The 19,590-nt window shown below is 69.3% G+C and carries 19 protein-coding genes and 1 pseudogene; 2 read left to right on the top strand and 18 right to left on the bottom strand.

Annotation, left to right across the window (positions count from 1 at the left end; genetic code table 11):
• Positions 1-363: 363 nt before the first annotated feature.
• Genes tyrS through pheS form a run of 9 tightly spaced genes read right to left on the bottom strand, consistent with a single transcriptional unit; the run spans position 364 to position 11,497 of the window.
• Complete coding sequence (tyrS, locus tag G531_RS0106685; RefSeq protein WP_026926652.1) at positions 364-1,632, bottom strand: tyrosine--tRNA ligase; 1,269 nt, start codon at positions 1,630-1,632, stop codon at positions 364-366.
• Positions 1,629-3,134 carry an argininosuccinate lyase gene (gene argH, locus G531_RS20975; RefSeq protein ID WP_051215156.1) on the bottom strand — a complete coding sequence of 502 codons (1,506 nt, stop codon included), beginning with the start codon at positions 3,132-3,134 and terminating at the stop codon, positions 1,629-1,631. Before argH ends, tyrS begins: the two co-directional genes overlap by 4 nt.
• Positions 3,135-3,144: 10 nt before the next feature.
• Entirely contained in the window at positions 3,145-3,648 is a 504-nt protein-coding gene (locus G531_RS0106675) for an arginine repressor (protein WP_035757942.1), read from the bottom strand.
• A gap of 19 nt (positions 3,649-3,667) precedes the next feature.
• Positions 3,668-4,591, bottom strand: a complete 924-nt coding sequence (argF, locus tag G531_RS0106670; protein ID WP_035757939.1) for an ornithine carbamoyltransferase — start codon at positions 4,589-4,591, stop codon at positions 3,668-3,670.
• The gene (locus G531_RS0106665) at positions 4,588-5,838 is read right to left on the bottom strand and encodes an acetylornithine transaminase (protein ID WP_026926649.1); all 1,251 of its coding nucleotides are present in this window, start codon (positions 5,836-5,838) and stop codon (positions 4,588-4,590) included. The genes argF and G531_RS0106665 overlap by 4 nt, the downstream gene beginning before the upstream one ends.
• Positions 5,835-6,764: an acetylglutamate kinase gene (argB, locus tag G531_RS0106660; RefSeq protein WP_026926648.1), complete on the bottom strand. Its 930-nt coding sequence runs from the start codon at positions 6,762-6,764 to the stop codon at positions 5,835-5,837. Before argB ends, G531_RS0106665 begins: the two co-directional genes overlap by 4 nt.
• Positions 6,761-7,795, bottom strand: a complete 1,035-nt coding sequence (argC, locus tag G531_RS0106655) for an N-acetyl-gamma-glutamyl-phosphate reductase (protein ID WP_026926647.1) — start codon at positions 7,793-7,795, stop codon at positions 6,761-6,763. Before argC ends, argB begins: the two co-directional genes overlap by 4 nt.
• A gap of 56 nt (positions 7,796-7,851) precedes the next feature.
• Positions 7,852-10,350: a phenylalanine--tRNA ligase subunit beta gene (pheT, locus tag G531_RS0106650; RefSeq protein ID WP_026926646.1), complete on the bottom strand. Its 2,499-nt coding sequence runs from the start codon at positions 10,348-10,350 to the stop codon at positions 7,852-7,854.
• A gap of 37 nt (positions 10,351-10,387) precedes the next feature.
• Positions 10,388-11,497: a phenylalanine--tRNA ligase subunit alpha gene (pheS, locus tag G531_RS0106645; RefSeq protein WP_026926645.1), complete on the bottom strand. Its 1,110-nt coding sequence runs from the start codon at positions 11,495-11,497 to the stop codon at positions 10,388-10,390.
• Between the two features lie 123 nt (positions 11,498-11,620).
• Between pheS and G531_RS0106640 the strand changes: the two genes are divergently transcribed.
• Positions 11,621-11,875 carry an addiction module protein gene (locus G531_RS0106640; RefSeq protein ID WP_026926644.1) on the top strand — a complete coding sequence of 85 codons (255 nt, stop codon included), beginning with the start codon at positions 11,621-11,623 and terminating at the stop codon, positions 11,873-11,875.
• A 174-nt stretch (positions 11,876-12,049) separates the two neighbouring features.
• Here the strand turns inward: G531_RS0106640 and G531_RS0106635 are convergent, their stop codons facing one another.
• The 5 genes from G531_RS0106635 to G531_RS24410 all read right to left on the bottom strand — a co-directional run bounded on the left by G531_RS0106635 (position 12,050) and on the right by G531_RS24410 (position 16,163).
• Positions 12,050-12,880 carry a TrmH family RNA methyltransferase gene (locus G531_RS0106635; RefSeq protein WP_211221788.1) on the bottom strand — a complete coding sequence of 277 codons (831 nt, stop codon included), beginning with the start codon at positions 12,878-12,880 and terminating at the stop codon, positions 12,050-12,052.
• 2 nt (positions 12,881-12,882) lie between these two features.
• On the bottom strand, positions 12,883-13,275 hold the full coding sequence (rplT, locus tag G531_RS0106630; RefSeq protein WP_026926642.1) for a 50S ribosomal protein L20: 393 nt from the start codon (positions 13,273-13,275) through the stop codon (positions 12,883-12,885).
• Between the two features lie 122 nt (positions 13,276-13,397).
• Entirely contained in the window at positions 13,398-13,592 is a 195-nt protein-coding gene (rpmI, locus tag G531_RS0106625) for a 50S ribosomal protein L35 (protein ID WP_026926641.1), read from the bottom strand.
• Between the two features lie 73 nt (positions 13,593-13,665).
• Entirely contained in the window at positions 13,666-14,325 is a 660-nt protein-coding gene (gene infC / locus G531_RS0106620) for a translation initiation factor IF-3 (RefSeq protein ID WP_035757936.1), read from the bottom strand.
• A 1,349-nt stretch (positions 14,326-15,674) separates the two neighbouring features.
• Complete coding sequence (locus tag G531_RS24410) at positions 15,675-16,163, bottom strand: hypothetical protein (RefSeq protein ID WP_051215155.1); 489 nt, start codon at positions 16,161-16,163, stop codon at positions 15,675-15,677.
• A 41-nt stretch (positions 16,164-16,204) separates the two neighbouring features.
• On the opposite strand from G531_RS24410, the gene G531_RS20960 reads away from it, so the two are divergent.
• Positions 16,205-16,744 (top strand): SseB family protein, encoded by a 540-nt coding sequence (locus tag G531_RS20960; RefSeq protein ID WP_051215154.1) that lies wholly within the window; start codon positions 16,205-16,207, stop codon positions 16,742-16,744.
• Here G531_RS20960 and G531_RS0106600 read toward each other — a convergent pair.
• The 4 genes and pseudogenes from G531_RS0106600 to G531_RS20955 all read right to left on the bottom strand — a co-directional run.
• Complete coding sequence (locus G531_RS0106600; protein ID WP_026926639.1) at positions 16,730-17,206, bottom strand: PH domain-containing protein; 477 nt, start codon at positions 17,204-17,206, stop codon at positions 16,730-16,732. The two genes, G531_RS20960 and G531_RS0106600, sit on opposite strands and share 15 nt — an antisense overlap.
• The gene (gene hisG, locus G531_RS0106595; RefSeq protein WP_026926638.1) at positions 17,203-18,048 is read right to left on the bottom strand and encodes an ATP phosphoribosyltransferase; all 846 of its coding nucleotides are present in this window, start codon (positions 18,046-18,048) and stop codon (positions 17,203-17,205) included. Before hisG ends, G531_RS0106600 begins: the two co-directional genes overlap by 4 nt.
• Before the next feature lie 37 nt (positions 18,049-18,085).
• On the bottom strand, positions 18,086-18,355 hold the full coding sequence (locus G531_RS0106590; RefSeq protein ID WP_026926637.1) for a phosphoribosyl-ATP diphosphatase: 270 nt from the start codon (positions 18,353-18,355) through the stop codon (positions 18,086-18,088).
• Positions 18,356-18,598: 243 nt separating this feature from the next.
• Positions 18,599-19,576, bottom strand: a pseudogene (locus G531_RS20955) (AI-2E family transporter); the annotation flags it as partial.
• Between the last annotated feature and the right edge of the window lie 14 nt (positions 19,577-19,590).

Raw genomic sequence — 19,590 nt, 5'->3', positions numbered from 1 at the left:
TTCCCGCGTTATTCACGCCGTGGCAACTCGATCTACTCTAGTAGCAACCCCCGACCCGGTCAAATCCGACCCGCAAGCACCACCCTCCGAACACCACAACACCGCCGGAACCCTGGCAGGCCCCAACTGGACACATACCTGAACCGGTCAACACTGAAAAGGAGTTCGCAACCCGTCGGCCGCGGCCATCACCTCCCGGCTGAAGACCAGGTTCCGACGTCCGCCCCTCCGACGAGGCTTGATGAAGCTTAGACCCCGATCCGGTGTCGGTCAAGTCCGACTTTTGCCGAGTCCGACAACGCCGAACGCCCCGGTTCCCCGGGGCGTTCGGCGTACTGGTCGATCCGGTCGGTCGTTGGGGTGTCAGCCCCGATCGATAGTGGTGACACCGGCGGTCTTCTTGCCCCGCCGGCACACTACGTACCGGCCGCCCAACAGGTCGGCTTCGGTGATCCGGGCTGCCGGGTCGGTGACCTTCGCGTTGTTCAGGTACGCCCCACCCTCATTGATGGCGCGTCGGGCGGCCCCCTTGGACTCCACCACCCCACTGGCCACCAGCACAGCCACGACCTCCGGCAGTTCCGCGCCGGCGGTGAGCGTCCCCCCACCCACTTCGGCGGCGAGCGCAGCCATGGTGGCGTCCGGCAACTCACTCAGGTCGCCGCGGCCGAACAGGGCCTCGCCCGCCTTGACGGCGGCCTCGCGTTCGGCCGGGGAATGCACCAGGTCGGTGATGTCGTCGGCCAGCGCCTTCTGCGCCGCCCGCCGGTACGGGACCTCCTCGGTCTGCCGGGCCAGCTCGTCGATCTCCTCCCGGCTGCGCGGGCTGAACACCTTGAGGTAGTCGATCACCTTGGCGTCCTCGGCGTTCAGGAAGAACTGGTGGAAGGCGTACGGGCTGGTCAGCTCGGGATCCAGCCAGACCGTGCCCGATTCGGTCTTGCCGAACTTGGTCCCGTCGGCCTTCGTCAGCAGCGGCGTGACCAGGCCGTGTACGCCGGCCCCCTCGGTGCGCCGGACCAGGTCGATTCCGGCGGTGATGTTGCCCCACTGGTCCTGGGCGCCGGTCTGCAGGGTGCACCCGTACCGGCGGTACAGCTCGAGGTAATCCAGTGACTGGAGCAGCACGTAACTGAACTCGGTGTAGGAGATCCCCGATTCCAGCCGGCGGGCCACCACATCGCGGGCAAGCATCCGGTTCACCGAGAAGTGCTTACCGATGTCGCGCAGGAAGTCGATGGTGTTGAGCTCGGAGGTCCAGTCGTAGTTGTTCACGAACCGCACCGGGTTCGGGCCATCGAGCTGGACGAACTTGCTCATCTGCTCGCGCAGGTTGTCCACCCAGCCGGCCACCACCTCGCGGGGGTTCATCGCCCGCTCGCCGGCCTGCTTCGGGTCACCGATCAACCCGGTCGAGCCGCCGACCAGCAGCAATGCATTGTGCCCGGCGGCCTGGAGCGCGCGGACGACCATCAACTGGACCAGGTGCCCGATGTGCAGGCTCGATGCGGTCGGGTCGAAGCCCACATAGGAAGTGATCGGTCCGGCATCCAGGTGCTCCGACAGGGCGTCGAGGTCGGTGGAATCGGCGATCAGTCCGCGCCAGGTGAGTTCTTCGAGCAGCGTGTTCACCCGGTCACCCTACCGGCGTCGGCCCACGCTCGAGCGTCCTGCCAAGCGGCGTCCGCCTCGTCGAGTTGTTCGCGTACGCGGACGACCGCGGTCCCGCCCCGGCCGTCGCGGGCGTTGATCGACCCGGGCACCGTCAGCACCCGGAGCACCTCCGGGGTGAGTTCGGGGGCGATCTGGGCCAGGTCCGAACCGGTGAGGTCGGACAGTTCCAGGCCACGCTGCTCGCACCAGGCCACGCTCGCGCCGGCGATCTCGTGCGCCCGGGCGAACGGGACCCGTTGCCGGACCAGCCAGTCGGCGACATCGGTGGCCAGGGAGAAGCCGCGCGGAGCGAGTTCCTCGGTCCGCTCGGGGTGGAAGACCAGGGTGCCGACCATCCCGGCGACCGCGGGCAGCAGCACGTGCAGCTGGTCCAGGGTGTCGAAGATCGGTTCCTTGTCCTCCTGCAGGTCTCGGTTGTACGCCAGCGGCAGTCCCTTGAGGGTGGTGAGCAGCCCGGCCAGATTGCCGATGAAGCGGCCGGCCTTGCCGCGGGCGAGTTCGGCGACATCGGGGTTCTTCTTCTGCGGCATGATGCTGGACCCGGTCGACCAGGCATCGTCCAGCGTGACGAACCCGAACTCATGGGTGCACCACAGGATCACCTCTTCGCTGAGCCGGGACAGGTCGATGCCCACCTGGGCCAGGATGTACGCCGCCTCGGCGACCAGGTCCCGGGCGGAGGTGCCGTCGATGGAGTTGGCCACCGAGGAGTCGAAGCCGAGTTCGGTGGCCACCAGTTGGGGGTCCAGGCCGAGCGAGGTGCCGGCCAGTGCCGCCGATCCGTACGGGCTGACGGCCAGGCGCTTGTCGAGGTCCTTCATCCGGTCGACGTCGCGCAGCAGCGGCCAGGCGTGGGCCAGCAGGGCGTGCGAGAGCAGCACCGGCTGCGCCGACTGCAGATGGGTCCGGCCCGGCATCGCGGTCGGGTGCGAGACGTGCTGGGCGCCGGGAATCTCCAGGCCCAGGTGGATCCCGGCCTGGATCAGCAGCGCCTCGATCACCTCGGCGAGTTCGCCGGCGACCCGCCGCAGGTCCTCGCGCAGGTACATCCGGATCAGGGTGGCGATCTGGTCATTGCGGGACCGCCCGGCGCGCAGCCGACCGCCGAGTTCGGGTCCGACCCGTTCGATCAGGATCCGTTCCAGGGCCCCGTGCACGTCCTCGTCGGTGGCGGCCGGTTGCAGGGCGGGGTCGTCGGCGCGGGCCTCGGCGAGCATCTGCTCCAGCGCGGCGGTGAGTCCGGCGTACTCGTCGTCGGTCAGCAGGTCGGCCGCCCGCAGCGCCTTGGCGTGGGCCAGCGATCCGCGCAGGTCGTAGGGGGCCAGGCGCCAATCGAACTGGGTGGACTGGGAGAGCCGGAACATTGCCTCGGCGGGTCCGCCGGCGAAGCGTCCACCCCACAGCCGGCCCTCCCCGGCATGTGACTCGCGACCGGATGTTTCGGGCTGCTCAGACTGCATGCGGGTCAATCTATCGGTCGTCGGCGCCGCGGCGGCACAGGGCCAGCGCCCGGTCGGCCAGCGCCTGTCCCCCGGTCGGGTCCCGGGCGATCAGCAGCACGGTGTCGTCCCCGGCGATGGTGCCCATCAGGTCCGGCCAGGCCACCTTGTCGATCGCCGAGGCGAGGTACTGCGCGGCCCCCGGTGGGGTGCGCAGCACCGCCAGGTTCGCCGATGCCTCGGCCGAGAGCACCACGTCCGGGGCCAGCCGTGCCAGCCGGGCCTCGTACGCCGGGGCCTCGCCGGTGACCGCCGCCCCGTCGCCCTCGCGCGGGACGGCGTACACCAGTTGCCCGTCGGCACCGCGCAACCGGGTCGCGCCGACCTCGACCAGATCCTTGGAGAGGGTGCCCTGGGCCACCCGGATCCCGCGCTCGGCCAGTTCGTCGAGCAACTGGCTCTGGGACCGCACCGTCCCGGTCGCGATGACCTCGAGGATCATCGCGTGCCGGGCGGCTTTGGTCACCAGCGGCATGGCAGTCACCGGACTCCGGTCACGCACCCTGCGCCAGGAAGGTCAGGATGGCCTTCTGGGCATGGCGCCGGTTCTCCGCCTCGTCGAAGAGCACCTGGGCGTGCTTCTCGAGGACGTCCTCGGCGATCTCCTTGCCGCGATAGGCCGGCAGGCAGTGCATCACGATGGCGTCGTCCTTGGCGTGACTCATCAGGTCGCTGGTGACCGAGTAGGGCCGGAAGACCCGTTCGCGCTCCTCGGCCCCGTCCTGACCCATCGAGACCCAGGTGTCGGTGCAGATCACGTCGGCCCCGTCGGCGGCGGCCTGCGGATCCTCGATCACCTCCACGGTGCCGCCGGTGGCCTCACCGATCCGGCGGGCACGGTCGAGGATGGCCTGCTCGGGGTGGAAGCCGGCCGGGGCGCTGATGCGGACGTGCAGCCCGGCGGTGACCAGCCCCAGTGCGTAGGAGTTCGCCATGTTGTTCGCCCCGTCACCGAAGTAGCTGAAGGTGAGTCCGGCGCGGTGACCCTTGTGCTCGGTGATCGTCTGCAGGCAGGCCAGGATCTGGCAGGGGTGGTAGTCGTCGGTGAGCGCGTTGACCACCGGCACGCTCGCGTACGCCGCCATCTCCTCGATCCGGGCCTGGGCACCGGTCCGCCAGGCGATCGCGGCGACGTGGCGCGACAGCACCCGGGTGACGTCGGCGATGGTCTCGCGTACGCCCACCTGGGCCAGGTTCCCGTCGACCAGCATCGGGTTGCCGCCGAGTTCGGCGATCCCGGCGTGGAAGGAGACCTGGGTCCGCAGGGTCGGCTTGTCGGTCAGGATGGCCACCGATTGCGGGCCCTCGAAGGGGCGGTATTTGAACGGTTCGGCCTTCATCTCCGCGGCCAGGTTCAGCACCTGCTCCTGTTCGGCCGGGGTGAGGTCGTCGTCGGCCAGGAAATGGCGCACCGTCATGAGTTGTCCTTTGCAGTTGTCTGGTGCTGGGCGGTGGCCAGCAGGCCGGGCAGGGCGTGGGTGAATTCGGCGATCTGGTCGGCGGTGATGATCAGCGGGGGCACGATCCGGATCACGTCCGGGCGCGGTGCGTTGATCACGAAGCCGGCGCCCATGGCCGCGGCGTGGACCTGCGGCGCGATCGGTTCGGTGAGCACGATGCCGCGCAGCAGGCCTTCGCCGCGGACGCCGCTGATCAGCGGGTGGTTCAGGGCGGTGATCTCGTCCACGAGTTGCTGCCCGCGATCGCGGACGTTGGCCAGCAGCCCGTCGCGCTCGATGACCTTGAGCACCGCCAGGCCGGCGATCGCCGCGACCGGGTTCCCGCCGAAGGTGGAGCCGTGCATGCCGGGGGTGAACAGGTCCGCGGTCGCCCCGGTCGCCACGCAGGCACCGATCGGGAAGCCGGCCCCCAGGCCCTTGGCGAAGGTGACGATGTCGGCGCCGACCTCGGCGCCGGAGGCGAGCCAGTCGCCACAGCGACCGATCCCGGTCTGCACCTCATCGATCCACAACAGCGCACCGTGGCGCTGGGTGATCTGCCGGGCGGCGCTCAGATAGCCCGCCGGCGGGACGACGACGCCGTTCTCCCCCTGGATCGGTTCGAGCACCACCGCGGCGGTCCGGCCGTCGACCGCGGCGGTCAGGGCATCGGCATCCCCGTACGGGACGAACTCGACGTCGCCGGGCAGCGGCGCGAACGGCTCGCGGTATTTCGCGCTGTGGGTGACCGCGAGTGCGCCCATGGTCCGGCCGTGGAAGGAGCCCTCCATCGCGATGATCTTCGTCCGACCGGTCATCCGGGTGATCTTGAAGGCGGCCTCGTTGGCCTCGGTGCCCGAGTTGGCGAAGAAGACCCGCGAAGTGGTCGAGGTGGGCCAGGTCGCCGACACGATCTCGTCCAGGCGTTCGGCCAGGGCGATCTGGGCCGGGGTGGCGAAGAAGTTCGACACATGGCCGAGGGTCGACAGCTGGGAGGTGATCGCCGAGAGCACGTAGGGATGGGCGTGGCCCAGCGAGTTCACCGCGATCCCGGCCAGCAGGTCCAGGTAGCGGGTCCCGTCGGCGTCCCACAGGTACGCGCCCTCGCCGCGGACGAAGACCTTCTGCGGGGTGCCGAAGGTGTTCATCATCGCGTCGGTGTAGCGGTGGGTGAGCTGGTCGGAAGCCTGGTCACCCACGTGGGTCAGGTCCTGGATCTGGCTCATAGCGGGACCACCTCATGGGTCGGTTGGGCGGGTTCGGGGTCCGGGTCGACCTGGGTCCCGACGCCGCGGTTGGTGAAGATTTCCAGCAGTAGGGCATGCGGGACGCGGCCGTCGATCACGGTCGCGGCCTTGACGCCCTGGGTGACCGCGGTCAGGCAGGCCTCCATCTTGGGCACCATGCCGGATTTGAGTTGGGGCAGCAGCTCGCGCAGTTCGGAGACGGTGATCGCGGGGACCACTTCGGTGTCGGTGGGCCAGTTGCGGTACAGGCCCTCCACGTCGGTGAGCGCGACGAACTTCTCCGCGCCCAGGGCGACCGCGATCGCCGCGGCGGCGGTGTCGGCGTTCACGTTGTGGACGGTGCCGTCGGTGTCGGGTGCCACGGTGGCGATGACCGGGATCCGGCCGTGGTCGATCAGGTCGCGGACCGCTTCGGGGCGGACCTTGACCACGTCGCCGACCAGACCCAGATCGACCTCTTCGCCGTCCAGCACGACACCCTTGCGTTCGGCGGTGAGCAGGCCGGCGTCCTCCCCGGACAGTCCGACCGCGAGCGGGCCGTGGCTGTTGATCAGCCCGACCAGGCTGCGTCCCACCTGCCCCACCAGTACCATCCGGACGACTTCCATCGCCTCCGGGGTGGTGACGCGCAGGCCGCCGCGGAACTCCGACTCGATCCCGAGCCGGTTCAGCATCGAGGAGATCTGCGGGCCGCCGCCGTGCACCACGACCGGATGGACGCCGCAGCGGCGCAGGAAGACGATGTCCTCGGCGAAGGCCTGTTTGAGTTCCTCGTTGATCATCGCGTTGCCGCCGTACTTGATCACGATGGTGCGCCCGGCGTACTTGTCGATCCAGGGCAGCGCCTCGGCCAGCACGTTCGCCTTCTGCAGCGGGCTCAGATCGGCGGTGGCCGGCGTGCTCACGGGGCCACTCCGTACAGCGGCAGGCCGGTCTGTTCGGCCATGCCCAGGGCGATGTTCATCGACTGGATCGCTCCCCCGGCGGTGCCCTTGGTGAGGTTGTCGATCGCCGCGACCGCGATGAGCCGATTGACGGCGGGATCGACGGTGACCTGGACGTCGACCCGGTTGGACGCCTGGACGGCCTTGGTCTGCGGCCACACGCCCTCGGGCAGCAGGTTCAGGTAGGTCTCGTCGGCGAACGCCTCGGCGTACGCGGCCCGGGCCTGGGCGGCGGTGGTGGTCGGGTCCTTCAGCGGCGCGGTGCAGGTGGCCAGGATCCCCCGGCTCATCGGCACCAGCAGCGGGGTGAAGCTGACCGTGGGGTTGGTCGCCCCCATCCGCTGCAGGTTCTGCGCGATCTCCGGGGTGTGCCGGTGGACGCCGCCGACCCCGTACGCGGACACGTTGCCGGCGGTCTCGGCACCGATCAGGTGCGGCTTGCTGGACTTGCCCGCCCCGGAGGTGCCGGAGGCGGCGACCACGACGACATCGGTGCCGTCGATCAGCCCGGCGGTGACCGCGGGCATCAGGGCCAGGGACGCCGACGTCGGGTAGCAGCCGGGGACCGCGATCCGGGTGGTCCGGCCGAGGGTGTGCCGGTTCTCGGGCAGTTCGGGCAGGCCGTACGGCCAGGTGCCGGCGTGATCGGTGCCGTAGAACTGCTCCCACGCCTCCGGATCCTCCAGCCGGTAGTCGGCCCCGCAGTCGATGACCAGGGTCTCCTCACTCAGCTGCGCCGCGATCTCGGCGGACGCCCCGTGCGGGAGGGCCAGGAAGACCACGTCATGGCCGGCCAGATTCTCCGCACTGGTCGGCAGCACCTCGCGGTCGGCCAGCGGGGACAGGTGCGGCTGGTGCTGGCCCAGCAGGGTGCCGGCGCTCCCGCCGGCGGTGAGGTTTCCGATCTGTACGCCGTGGTGCCCGAGCAACAGGCGGAGCAACTCCCCGCCTGCGTACCCGGTGCATCCGGCCACTGCCACACTGAACGTCATGCGAATAAATATGCCACGCATGGAATATGTTCGCAAGGGTTCAGGAGTACCCGGGATCAGGAACGCAGCACGGCCCCGAACTGCTCGGCCGCCGCGGCGACGGCAGCGTCCCGGGCTGCGGCGGCGTCCGCGTCGGTCAGGGTCCGGTCGGCGCGGAAGCGCAGGGCGTACGCCAGCGACTTCTTCCCCGCGGCGATCTGGTCCCCGGCGTACACGTCGAACAGCCGGATCGACTCCAGCAGTTCACCGGCACCGGTGCGCAGCGCAGCCTCGACCGCGGCCTGCGGCACCCCGGCGTCGACGATCAGGGCGACGTCCTCCTTGGCGACCGGGAAGGAGGCCAGCGGCGGGAGCGCCCCGCGGTCGGGGGCGAGTTCGATCAGCCGGTCCAGGTTCAGCTCCGCCGCGGCGGCCCGGGCCGGGAGGCCGAGCTGGTGGATCACCGTCGGGTGGAGTTCGCCGGCGTACCCGAGGACCTCGTCGCCGACCAGGATCGCGGCGCAGCGGCCGGGATGCCAGGGCGCCCGCTCGGCGGCCTCACGGCGTACCGTCAGGCCGACCGCGTGCGCGGCGATCTCGGCGAACGCCAGCGCCTGCTGCCACCCGGCCGGGGCGGCCGGACCGGCCCAGCCGGCGGGCTGCCAGTTCCCGGCCAGCAGACAGCCGATCAGATTCGGCTGCGCCGGCAGGGCCGCATCGAGGGCGGCGAGTTCGGTGTCGGTGGGCCGCCGATCGACACCCAGGACCGGGGCGGCGGTGTGCTCGGGCCGGGGCCAGAAGACCTTGCCCAGCTCGAACAGGGCCAGGTCGTCATTGCTGCGGCTGGTGTTGCGGACCGCGGCGGCGGTGAGGCCGGGCAACAGGGTGGTCCGCAGGTTCGGCTGCAGATCCGACAGCGGATTGGCCAGCCGGACCATGGTCCGCCGGGTGTCGTCGGCGGGGATGCCGAGCGCGTCCAGGTCGCTCGGGCCGACGAAGGGGAAGGTGAGCACTTCCACGAATCCGGCATCGACCAGTGCTGCCGACACCGCCCGGCGGCCGCGCTGGGCCTTGGTCAGGCCGCGCCCGACCGGGGCGCGCGGGACGACGGGTTCGACCACGTCCATGCCGACCTTGCAGGCCACCTCCTCGACGTAGTCGTAGGGGTCGCGCAGATCCGGGCGCCAGGTCGGCGGGGTCAGCACGAGTCGCTCCCCCACCTGCTCCACCTGTACGCCGGAAGCGGTGAGCTTCTCGATCGTGGTCGCCACCGGAATGTCGGCGCCGAGGATCCGGGCCGGCAGGTCGGCGTCGATCGTCTGCTGCGGCTGCGCGGGTACGCCGCCCGCGACGGTCTCGGCCGACTCGACGGTGCCCCCGGCAAGCTCGGTGAGCAGCGTGGCGACCCGGTGCGCGGCGGCGTACGTGGCGTTCGGGTCGACTCCGCGTTCGAACCGGCGGGAGGCCTCCGAACTCAGCTTGTGCCGCCGCGAGGTGCGGGCGATCGAAACCTGGTCGAAGGTGGCCGCCTCGATCACCACGGTGGTGGTGTCGGCGCGCAGTTCGGTGTTCTGGCCGCCCATCACGCCGGCCAGCCCGATCGGGCCGGACTCGTCGGTGATCAGCAGGTCCTCGGGGTCGAGGGTGCGGGTCTGGTCGTCCAGGGTGACCAGGGTCTCCCCCGCCCTCGCCCGGCGGACGGTGATCCCGCCGGTCAGGGTCGCGGCATCGTAGGCGTGCAGCGGCTGGCCGGTCTCCAGCATCACGTAGTTGGTGAGGTCGACCCCCAGCGAGATCGGGCGCATCCCGCCGAGTTGGACCCGGCGCTGGAGCCAGCGCGGGCTGCGGGCCTGCGGATCGATCCCGGTCACGGTGACCGCGACGAAGACCGGGCAGGCGGGGTCGGTCAGCGTGACCCCGAACCCGTCGTGGCGTTCGGCCGGCACGTCGACGGTGACCGGGTCGGTGAACGCGACGTCGTACGCCTGCGCGGCCTCGCGGGCCAGCCCGCGGATCGACAGGCAGTAGCCCAGGTCGGGGGTGACCGCGATGTCCAGGACATCGTCGCGCAGGTGCAGCAGCGCGGTCGCATCCGCCCCGGCGACCAGCGGGTTCCCGGCGTCGTCGGTGGCGGCGTCCCCGGAGCCGAGGACGATGATCCCCTCCGAGCCGTCGTCGCCGAGGCCGAGTTCGCTGGTGGAGCAGATCATTCCGTCCGAGACGTGGCCGTAGGTCTTCCGCGCTGCGATCGCGAAATCGCCGGGCAGCAGCGCACCGGGGAGGGCAACCACGACCCAATCGCCGGGCTCGAAGTTGTGTGCACCGCAGACGATGCCGCGGGGTTCGGCCTCGCCGACCTCGACGCTGCACCAGTTGATGGTCTTGCCGTTCTTCTGCGGTTCCTTCTCCGCGGTCAGCACGCGGCCGACCACGACCGGGCCGGTTACGTCGGCGCCGGCCTCCTCGACGGTTTCGACCTCCAGGCCGGCGGCGATCAGCTTCTCGCCGATCTCCCGGGCAGTGGCGGATTCGGGGATGGCGGCGTACTCACGCAGCCAGGAAACAGGGGCCCTCATCTCAGGAGTCTTCCTTCTTCGGGTTGGGGAGCGTGGGTTAGCGGGCCTGCCCGATGAGCGAGCGGGAGAAGCGGAGGTCGCCCTCGACCATGTCGCGCATGTCGGCGGCGGAGTTGCGGAACATCAGGGTGCGTTCGACGCCCATCCCGAAGGCGAACCCGGAGTACACCTCCGGGTCGACGCCGGCGGCGATGAGCACGCGCGGGTTGACCACGCCGCAGCCGCCCCATTCGATCCAGCCCTCCGAGGAGCAGGTGCGGCAGGGTCGGTCGGGGTTGTTCACCGATTCGCCGTGACACACGAAGCACTCCAGGTCGACCTCGGCCGACGGCTCGGTGAAGGGGAAGTAGCTGGGCCGCAGGCGGGTCTTCACATCACCGAACATGGCGCGGGCGAAGTGGTCCAGGGTGCCCTTGAGGTGACCGAGGGTGATGCCCTTGTCGACGCACAGGCCCTCGAACTGGTGGAAGACCGGGACGTGGGTCGCGTCGAACTCGTCGGCGCGGTACACCTTGCCCGGGCACAGCACGTAGACCGGCAGGTCGCGATTGAGCAGGGAGCGGATCTGCACCGGCGAGGTGTGCGTCCGCAGCACCAGATGGTCGCTGGGCGGGTCCAGGAACAGCGTGTCCTGCATCGTCCGCGCCGGGTGATCGACGTTCAGGTTGAGCGCATCGAAGTTGGTCCACTCGCTCTCGGCCTCGGGCCCCTCCTCGATCTCCCAGCCCATCGCGACGAAGACGTCGCTGACCAGGTCCATCAGACCGGAGATCGGGTGCCGGGCCCCGACCGGCGCGGTGGCGACCGGGAGGGTCACATCCACCCGTTCGGCGCGCAGGGTGGCCTCGAGTTCGGCGGCGGAGATCTCCGCATCGCGCGCGGCCAGCGCCTGATTGACCCGGCCACGGGCCTGGCCGATCCGCTTGCCGGCGTCCTTGCGGGCCTGCGGCGGCAGCGCGCCGATCTCCCGGTTGGCCAGTCCCAGCGGGGAGCGGTCGCCGGTGTGCGCGATCCGGGCCTCCTTGAGTTCGGCCACGGTCGTGGCGGCCGCAAACGCTGCGATCGCCTCGGTCACGAAGCGGTCGATCTCCTCAGCGTTGAGCGGTGTGACCTCGACTGGGTCGTAACTCTTGTTTGGCCCGGACATGGGCTCCCCTCGGTTCGTACGGACAACTCGCCCGGTCAGTCTAGGAGGGATTGCCGACAGGTACGGAACCGGTTCACCGGCGCCGTACCATGCTGGGCCGCGCTGCCCGGATAGACTCGGGACATGACCACAAACGCCCACGATGTCGAGCAGGCTTTGCTGGCGCTCAGTCGTGAGGAGCGTGCAGCCGTGATCCAGCATGCCCTCCAGAGCCTGGAACTTGGGCCGGCGGAAGCGGACCAGACTGGGGTTGATCGAGCCTGGCAGGCAGAAATCCGGCGACGGTTCGAAGAGGTTGAATCCGGGGAGACTGCCTTGCGCCCTGCAGACGAAGTCTTCGCCGAGCTGCGGGCTGACCTGGCCCGCCAACAGCCGTGAGGTGGACCCTCCAGGTTCACGAAGCAGCCGCTGTCGACCTGCGACGAGCAACCGCAGTCATCCTTGCCTACGCACATCTACGGCGTCGGCCTGACTACTGGCAAGGGCGCCTCCAGGTTCGTTGAAAATCCTCGCTTCCCATCGGGGCGTTTCCGTGGGTGCTTCGGAGCTGGCTCAGCGGCGCTGCGCGGTTGCAGTGGTGTACAGGCAGACGGCGGCTGCGGTGGCGAGGTTGAGACTTTCGGCGTTCCCGTACAGCGGGACGCTCACCACCCGGTCGGCGAGCACGGCGTGTTCGGGCGGCAGGCCCCAGGCCTCGTTGCCCATCACCCAGACCGTCGGCCGGGCCAGTTCCCCGGCGGCGTCCAGCTCGGCCAGGTTCGCGCTGCCGCCGCCGTCGGCGGCCAATACCTGCATCCCGGAGTCGCGCAGCGAGGCGACGGTGTTGCCCAGATGGGCGCCGACCACGATGGGCAGGTGGAACAGCGAACCGACGCTGGCCCGGACCACCTTGGGGTTGTGCACCTCCACGGAGTCGGCGGAGAAGATGACGGCGTCGGCCCCGAAGGCGTCGGCGCAGCGGATCACGGTCCCGGCGTTGCCCGGGTCGCGGACCTGCGCGCACAGCACGATCAGTCGGGGATGTTTGGGCAGGTCGGCCAGGTCGATATCGACCGCCCGGCAGACCGCGATCACGCCCTGCGGGGTCACGGTGTCGGCGAGCGCGGCCAGGTCCTCGGGGGGTACGCCCCGCACCGCCACATTGGCCGCCCGGGCCGCAGCGATGAGATCGCGCATTCGGGACACGGCGTCCTCGGCGATGTAGACCTCGCGGCACGCGCCGGGGGTGGCCAGCGCCTCGCGTACGGCCTGCGGGCCCTCGGCCAGGAACAGGCCCTGCTCCAGGCGCTGCTTGCGCTGGCGCAATTTGCGAGCCGACCGGAGTTGCCCCTGCGAGGCGGGGTGCAATCCGGTCGGCTCGGTGGATCCGTGCGGATCGTTCAAGGTCAGGCGACCTCGGTCTGCGGCTTGGCACCGATCTCGGCGGCCTGGTTGGCCTTGGCGACCTCGACCAGGGCGTTGAACGCCTTGGGGTCGGACACCGCCAGTTCGGCCAGCATCTTGCGGTCGACCTCGACACCGGCGTTGCTCAGGCCGTTGATGAAGCGGTTGTAGGTGATGCCCTCGGCGCGCGCGGCGGCGTTGATCCGCTGGATCCACAGCTTGCGGAAGTCGCCCTTCTTGGCGCGACGGTCGCGGTAGCTGTAGACGCCGGAGTGCAGCACCTGCTCCTTGGCCTTGCGGTACAGGCGGGAGCGCTGACCGCGGTAGCCCGAGGCCTGCTCCAGAATTTCACGACGCTTCTTCAGCGCATTCACCGAACGCTTCACGCGTGCCATGTGTTCTCCTTGTGTGCATGCCGATCCGGTGCGTGGGCGGATCAGCGGGGGTTCAGGTGGGCCGGTGGGCCCGAAAGATCAGTGGGGACGCGGACCGCATCCCGGAGAGACCCGAGCGGGACTCACTTGCCGAGGAGCTTCTTGGCCTTCTTGGCGTCGCCGGTCACCAGGACCCGGTCACCGTCGAGGCGACGGGTGCGCTTGGTCGGCTTGTGCTCGTTCAGGTGCATCTTGCCGGCCTGGCGATGCATCACCTTGCCCGAGCCGGTGATCTTGAACCGCTTCTTCGCACCGGAGTGCGTCTTCATCTTGGGCATCGTGGCTCCTGTTCTGCGCCCGTTCGGGCACGGCTGAGGGATGCGGCGCGGTGGCCGCGGTGACCCGGTGGGGTCACAGGTCGATATCGGGGTCCATGTTGTCGGCGGGACCCTTCTTCTTCTTGGGCTTTGCTTCCTGCGCGGCCTGGGCACGACGATCTGCCTGGTGCTGCGCGTCCGCGTTGGCGTCCGCGGTCCGGTTGGCGGCCCGCTTGTCGCGCTCGGCGGCCACGTCGGCCCGCGCCTCGCTCTTCTTCTTGTGCGGGGCGAGCACCATCAGCATGTTGCGCCCCTCCTGCTTCGGGTTGGACTCGACGAAGCCGAACTCCTGCACATCATCGGCGAGCTTCTTGAGCAGATCGAGGCCCAGTTGGGGGCGGCTCTGCTCACGACCGCGGAACATGATGGTGATCTTCACCTTGTCACCGGCCTTGAGGAACCGCACGACGTGACCCTTCTTGGTGTCGTAGTCGTGGTCGTCGATCTTCGGCCGAAGCTTCATTTCCTTCAGGTCGATGTTGCCCTGGTTGCGCCGGGAGTTGCGCTCCTTCTGGGCGTTCTCGTACTTGAACTTGCCGTAATCCATGAGCTTGGCCACCGGCGGGCGCGCCATCGGCGCCACCTCGACGAGGTCAAGATCGGATTCCCGGGCCAGACGCAGTGCGTCCTCGATCCGGACGATGCCCACCTGCTCCCCACCGGGACCGACGAGTCGGACCTCGGGGACGCGGATGCGATCGTTGATGCGGGTTTCAGTGCTGATGAGTCCTCCTAGTTCTGGCTTCGACCGATGTCCGGAAGCTGAACTCCAGTGCGAATCCCGGAAACCAGAACGGCCCCCAGGTGATACCTGAGGGCCTGCAAGACACGTCGGTCGTGCGTCTCAACCTGCGCGGCCGACACCGCGTACGCTGGGAAACACCACCACCGTGACCGGACCCGACGACCCGAGGGTCGATGCGGGTGGGAGATCCAGGCCCCACTTGAGATTCGGCATGCCGAATCGGTCGACGTCCATAGTAACCGATCCCCGGAGTGGAACCAACTCGGCGCGTTGACTCATCCGCAAAGCCCGCGCGGGGTGGTTCGTTGCCTCATCCTAACGTGCCTGCGGGGGGTGCTTCATTGTCTGAGCTCAATGTAGCCGGGGGTGTCCGTGACCTGGGCTCGATGTGCCCGCTCGGAGGGTGCCCGGATCTGGTCGAGTGGATCGAGCTTCGGTCCGGTCAAGCAGCGTCACCGTTGGGCGGGCAGCTTCGGTGCGCCGTGACGCTGGGTTGCCCATGGCGACGTTGGGTGGGGCTGGGGGAAGCTCGATCCGGCCGCGTCGGTGTTGTCGACAGGTGTCATCTCACCATGCCCGGGACCGACCCCGGAATCCGGCGGTTCGACCGGCGTCCCGCCGCTGAGATTCCGTCGCGGGAGGCCCGAACGCCGAAGTCCCGGTCGCGGAAACAGTCGCGCCGGCCTATCCGGTCGCGGCTGCGGTCACCCAGCCCCCGGTTCCGGCAACCAGCGACAGCTGACCTCACCCGAGTCCGTCCCGCGACGGAAGATTCGCCCCGTACGCCTCCCGCGACAGCTGCCGCCACACCGCGGCGCAAGAGCCCACCCCGCGCTTGTCGCAACACTCACGGGAGACTCCAGCTGTCGCCGAATCGCGTGGGCTGTCGCGCGAAGCCCGACGCTGGACTTTTGTCGCGGAAAGTCCGGGCGCCGATGTTCCCGGCGTCGACGTACGCAGGCAGAAGCCCGGCGTCGACGTACGCAGGCAGCGCCCGACGCCGTCCCTTCCCGCGTTGGCTGCGAGCATCCCGCGGCGCGAACAGTTTCCCGCGTCTGCTGCAGCGCCCGCAAATACCTGGGTGCTGTCGCCGGATCTCTCGGGCCATCGCAGGAAGCCCCTGCCCCGACGTTCCTATCGCGGGAAGCCCCAGCCCCGAGATTCCTGTCGCAGGAAGCCCCAGCCCGAGATTCCTGTCGCAGGAAGCCCCAGCCCGAGATTCCTGTCGCAGGAAGCCCCTGCCCCGAGATTCCTGTCGCAGGAGGCCGCGCCCGGGACCCGGGGTCCCGCCCGCACGCCTATTCGATCCCGCGCTTCTTCAGCAGGGCCTCGATCTCGTCCATCCCGTCATCGGACTTCGCCGCGGCTTGCTTGCTCGCCCGGGGCTGCTTCGCCGGCTGCTCCGGTCGGGTTGCCGGACCCGAGCCGATCAGCGGATTCCCGGCGCCACCCTCGGCCCGGGCGACCGCCCGGTTCGACAGATGCCGGATCGCCACCCGGCCGCCGATGATCCACAACAGCACGAACAGAACGATCAGCGCGACCCCGACCCACACCACGGTGGTCCCGCTCTGCTGCTGGATCCAGCGGATCAGTTCCCGGGCGCCATCGACCAACAGAGTCAGTACGCCGGTCAGGTAGAGCCCGATCGGCAGCAGCGCCAGGCCGAACCACTGCACCGCCCGGCCCCGCCGGTGACGGACCCACAGCAGTACCGCCACCGCCAGCAGGAGTACGCCCAGCACGATCACGATCGGCAGCAGGGCACCCTTGATCATCTCGGTCATGACTCCACTTTTCCATACCCGACTGGGCTAGCGTGACAGCCATGGCCGAACTTCCCCAGCACCTGCGCTCCCTCGGCGGCTATGCCGAATACTCCGACGACGACGGCACCGCCGATCCGCAGGTACGCCGGGCGCTGGCCGCGGCCGACGGCCCGGCCCAGGGCCCGTATCTGGAGGCCATCGTGGAGCTGTGTCTGTCCCGGCTGCTGATGGCGCTGATGGCGACCGGGGACGAGACGATGACGCCGGATCCGACCCGCCATGCCGAGATGCGTACGGTCTTCCTGAAGCGGGCGGACGGGTCGATGGCGCTGCCCGCCTTCACCGGGATGGACGCGATGACGCAGTGGAACCCGCGGGCCCGCCCGGTGCCGGCGACGCTGGACAAGATCGCCGAGGCGGCCCTGGCCGACGGTGCCGACACCGTGGTGATCGACCTCGTCGGGCCGCACCCGCTGGTGATCCGCGGGGAGATCCTACAGAATCTGGCGTTGAGCCGCCGGCTCACCCGGCTCCCCGACGGCGGGTTCGGCTGGCTGGTCGCCGGCCCCGAACCGGGGCCGGGCTCACAGACCGAGTGACTCCCGGCGCAGGCTCTGCAGGTCCCGGACCCCTTCGAGGGTCCGCTGCCCGTCCACCCGCTGCAGCGCCAGCAACATGTAGCGCTGGGGATCCTCACTGGTCGGGTCGTCGCCGTTGAGGTACACGTACGCCCAGGGATCGTTCGGGCCGTAGCCGATGCCCCGGACCTCGCCCCAGGTGAGGGTTCGGCGGAACAGTCCGTTGCGGAAGGTCATCCCGGTGCGATCGGCCCGGACGTGGGAGAAGCCCAGCCCGAGCATGATCCCGGCCATGATCGCGATGAAGCCGATCAGGGTGAGGACCTGGATCCAGCTGAACTGGCTCTGGATCTGCCCCGGCAGCATCGCCCACCCGAACAGCGAGGCCGCCACCAGCACCGCGGTGAAGCCGAGGGCCCACCACAGCAGCTTGCGCGGGTGGTAGGTCAGGATCGGATCGGACACCACGTTCGGACCCGTCACAGCCGGCAGGCGGCGATGTCGGTGACCAGAATCGCCCGGGCGCCCAACTGCCACAGGTCGTCCATCACGCTGTGCGCATCGCGCCGGGGCACCATCGCCCGGACCGCGTTCCAGCCCTGCTTGGCCAGCGGCGACACCGTCGGCGATTCCAGCCCCGGAGTGATCCGGGAGGCCTGATCGACCAGGTCGCTGGGGCAGTCATAGTCCATCATCACGTAGTTGCGCGCCACCAGGACGCCGGACAGCCGGTGCTTCAGCAGCTCCAGGCCCTCCGGCTCGTGATCGGCGCGGCGGATCACGATCGCCTCGGAGTGCATGATCGGGTCACCGAACAGTTCCAGTCCGGCCTGCCGCAGCGTACGCCCGGTCTCGACCACATCGGCGATCACGTCGGCCACCCCGAGCTTGATCGCGGACTCCACCGCGCCGTCCAGCTTGATCAGCCGGGCACCCTCGATCCCCTGCTCGGCCAGGTAGGCCCGGACCAGGCCGGGGTAGGAGGTGGCGATCCGCAGCGATCCGAGGTCGGCGACCCGGAAGGTCTGGTCCTTGGGCCCGGCCCACCGGAACCGGGTCGCGCCGAAGCCGAGTTCCATGATCTCCACCGCCGGCGCTCCCGAATCCAGCAGCATGTCGCGGCCGGTCAGCCCGACATCGAGGGTGCCCTCCCCCACGTACACCGCGATGTCGCGCGGGCGCAGGTAGTAGAACTCCACATGGTTCGCGGGATCGGCCAGCACCAGGTCCTTGGAGTCGGAGCGCTGGCGGTACCCCGCCTCGCGCAACATCTGGGCACTTGCCTCGGCCAGGGATCCCTTGTTCGGGACGGCAATCTTCAACACAGGACGCTCGGTCACGCCGGTCACTGTAGCCGAGCGCTCACAAATGCGCGTACACGTCTTCCAGGCTCAGATCGAGCTTGATCATCATCACCTGGAGGTGGTACAGCAGCTGCGAGATCTCCTCGGCGGCGGCGTCCTTGCCCTCGTACTCGGCCGCCATCCAGACCTCGGCGGCCTCTTCGACGACCTTCTTGCCGATCGCATGGACGCCGGCATCCAGCCGGGTGATCGTCGAGGACCCCTCCGGCCGGGTCGCGGCGATCTCGGTCAACTCGGCAAACAGGCCTTCGAACGTCTTGTGAGTCACCGCAGCAGCCTAGCGCTGTTCCGAACCCGGATCCGACTCCTCGGCCGGGCCCGGGCGGGCTTCGTCGCCGGTGGGGGCCGTCGCGGTGCTGCCGGGATCCTGCTTGCCGGGATCCGGCTTACCGTGCCCCTGCTTACTGTGCTCCTCGTCGCGATGCCGGCTGGTGGCATGGCGTACGTCGTCGGTGAGCTGGGACAGCGTTTCCCGGGTCGTTTCCTGGTGCACCGGCGCATCGGCGGTCTTCGGGTTGGAGGCGATGAGTGCGTTCACCCAGCGGGCCTTCGGGTCGGCGTCGATCAGGACCGCCTTCACCAGCAGGGTGGCCGGCAGCGCCAGCAGCGCGCCCAGCGGGCCGAGCGCCCAGGCCCACACACCCAGGGACAGGAAGGTCACGAACGGAGTGACCCCGACCGATTCCCCGGTGAACTTCGGTTGGATCACCGACTGGATCACGAAGTTGATCACCGAGTACAGCACGACCACGACCAGCGCCTGGGTCGGGCCCATCGCAACCAGGGCGATCAGCGCCGGCGGGATCAGGCCGATCACGAACCCGATGTTCGGGATGTAGTTGGTGATGAAGGAGAGGATGCCCCACACCAGCGCCAGCGGTACGCCCATGATCGCCAGCGCGACGACGTCGAAGACCGCGACGATCAGACCGAACACCGTGGTGACGCCCCAGTACCGACGCACCCCCTCACCGAAGGAGCGCAGCGCGTTGACCAGCCCGGGGTGGTACTTCCCGGCCCGCTTGAGCCGATCGGCGAAGCTCAGTGAGTCCATCATCAGGAAGAAGATCGTGATGACGATCAGCGCGGCCAGCGACAGCACGCCCTGCAGGTTCGACAGCACCCCGGTCAGCACGCTGACGATCGAGTTCGGGTCGATCGTCTTGACCTGGTTCTCCAGCTGTTCGATGGTGATCCCGACCGAGGCCAGCCAGTTCACTGCCTGGTTGTACAGGTTCTGGAAGTCCCCGGAGTACTGCGGCAGGGTCTGCACCAGCACCGCGATCGCCCAGATCAAGGCACCGATCAGGATGACCAGGATCGCCAGGACCACCAGCAGCGTGATCACCGCCGCCACGATCTTCGGCACCTTGTGCCGCACCAGGAAGCTCTGCAGCGGGGAGACCGCCAGCACCAGGTTCAGCGCCATGAACATCGGCCCGACCAGATTCTGCAGCTGCTGGGTGCCGTACAGCACGGCCAGCGCCGCAGCCAGTCCGACCA

This window comes from Granulicoccus phenolivorans DSM 17626 = NBRC 107789 = JCM 15570, from assembly GCF_000423085.1.
Classification (GTDB): Bacteria; Actinomycetota; Actinomycetes; order Propionibacteriales; family Propionibacteriaceae; genus Granulicoccus; species Granulicoccus phenolivorans.
Note: the sequence above shows the minus strand (reverse complement) of the source record. Positions and strands in the feature narration are given on the sequence as shown.

Excerpts from the sequence above, each read along its gene's own strand:
- argH (WP_051215156.1), bottom strand. The coding sequence starts at position 3,134 with ATGCAGTCTGAGCAGCCCGAAACATCCGGTCGCGAGTCACATGCCGGG.
- G531_RS0106675 (WP_035757942.1), bottom strand. The coding sequence starts at position 3,648 with ATGCCGCTGGTGACCAAAGCCGCCCGGCACGCGATGATCCTCGAGGTC.
- argF (WP_035757939.1), bottom strand. The coding sequence starts at position 4,591 with ATGACGGTGCGCCATTTCCTGGCCGACGACGACCTCACCCCGGCCGAA.
- G531_RS0106665 (WP_026926649.1), bottom strand. The coding sequence starts at position 5,838 with ATGAGCCAGATCCAGGACCTGACCCACGTGGGTGACCAGGCTTCCGAC.
- argC (WP_026926647.1), bottom strand. The coding sequence starts at position 7,795 with ATGACGTTCAGTGTGGCAGTGGCCGGATGCACCGGGTACGCAGGCGGG.
- pheT (WP_026926646.1), bottom strand. The coding sequence starts at position 10,350 with ATGAGGGCCCCTGTTTCCTGGCTGCGTGAGTACGCCGCCATCCCCGAA.
- pheS (WP_026926645.1), bottom strand. The coding sequence starts at position 11,497 with ATGTCCGGGCCAAACAAGAGTTACGACCCAGTCGAGGTCACACCGCTC.
- G531_RS0106640 (WP_026926644.1), top strand. The coding sequence starts at position 11,621 with ATGACCACAAACGCCCACGATGTCGAGCAGGCTTTGCTGGCGCTCAGT.
- rplT (WP_026926642.1), bottom strand. The coding sequence starts at position 13,275 with ATGGCACGCGTGAAGCGTTCGGTGAATGCGCTGAAGAAGCGTCGTGAA.
- rpmI (WP_026926641.1), bottom strand. The coding sequence starts at position 13,592 with ATGCCCAAGATGAAGACGCACTCCGGTGCGAAGAAGCGGTTCAAGATC.
- G531_RS24410 (WP_051215155.1), bottom strand. The coding sequence starts at position 16,163 with ATGACCGAGATGATCAAGGGTGCCCTGCTGCCGATCGTGATCGTGCTG.
- G531_RS20960 (WP_051215154.1), top strand. The coding sequence starts at position 16,205 with ATGGCCGAACTTCCCCAGCACCTGCGCTCCCTCGGCGGCTATGCCGAA.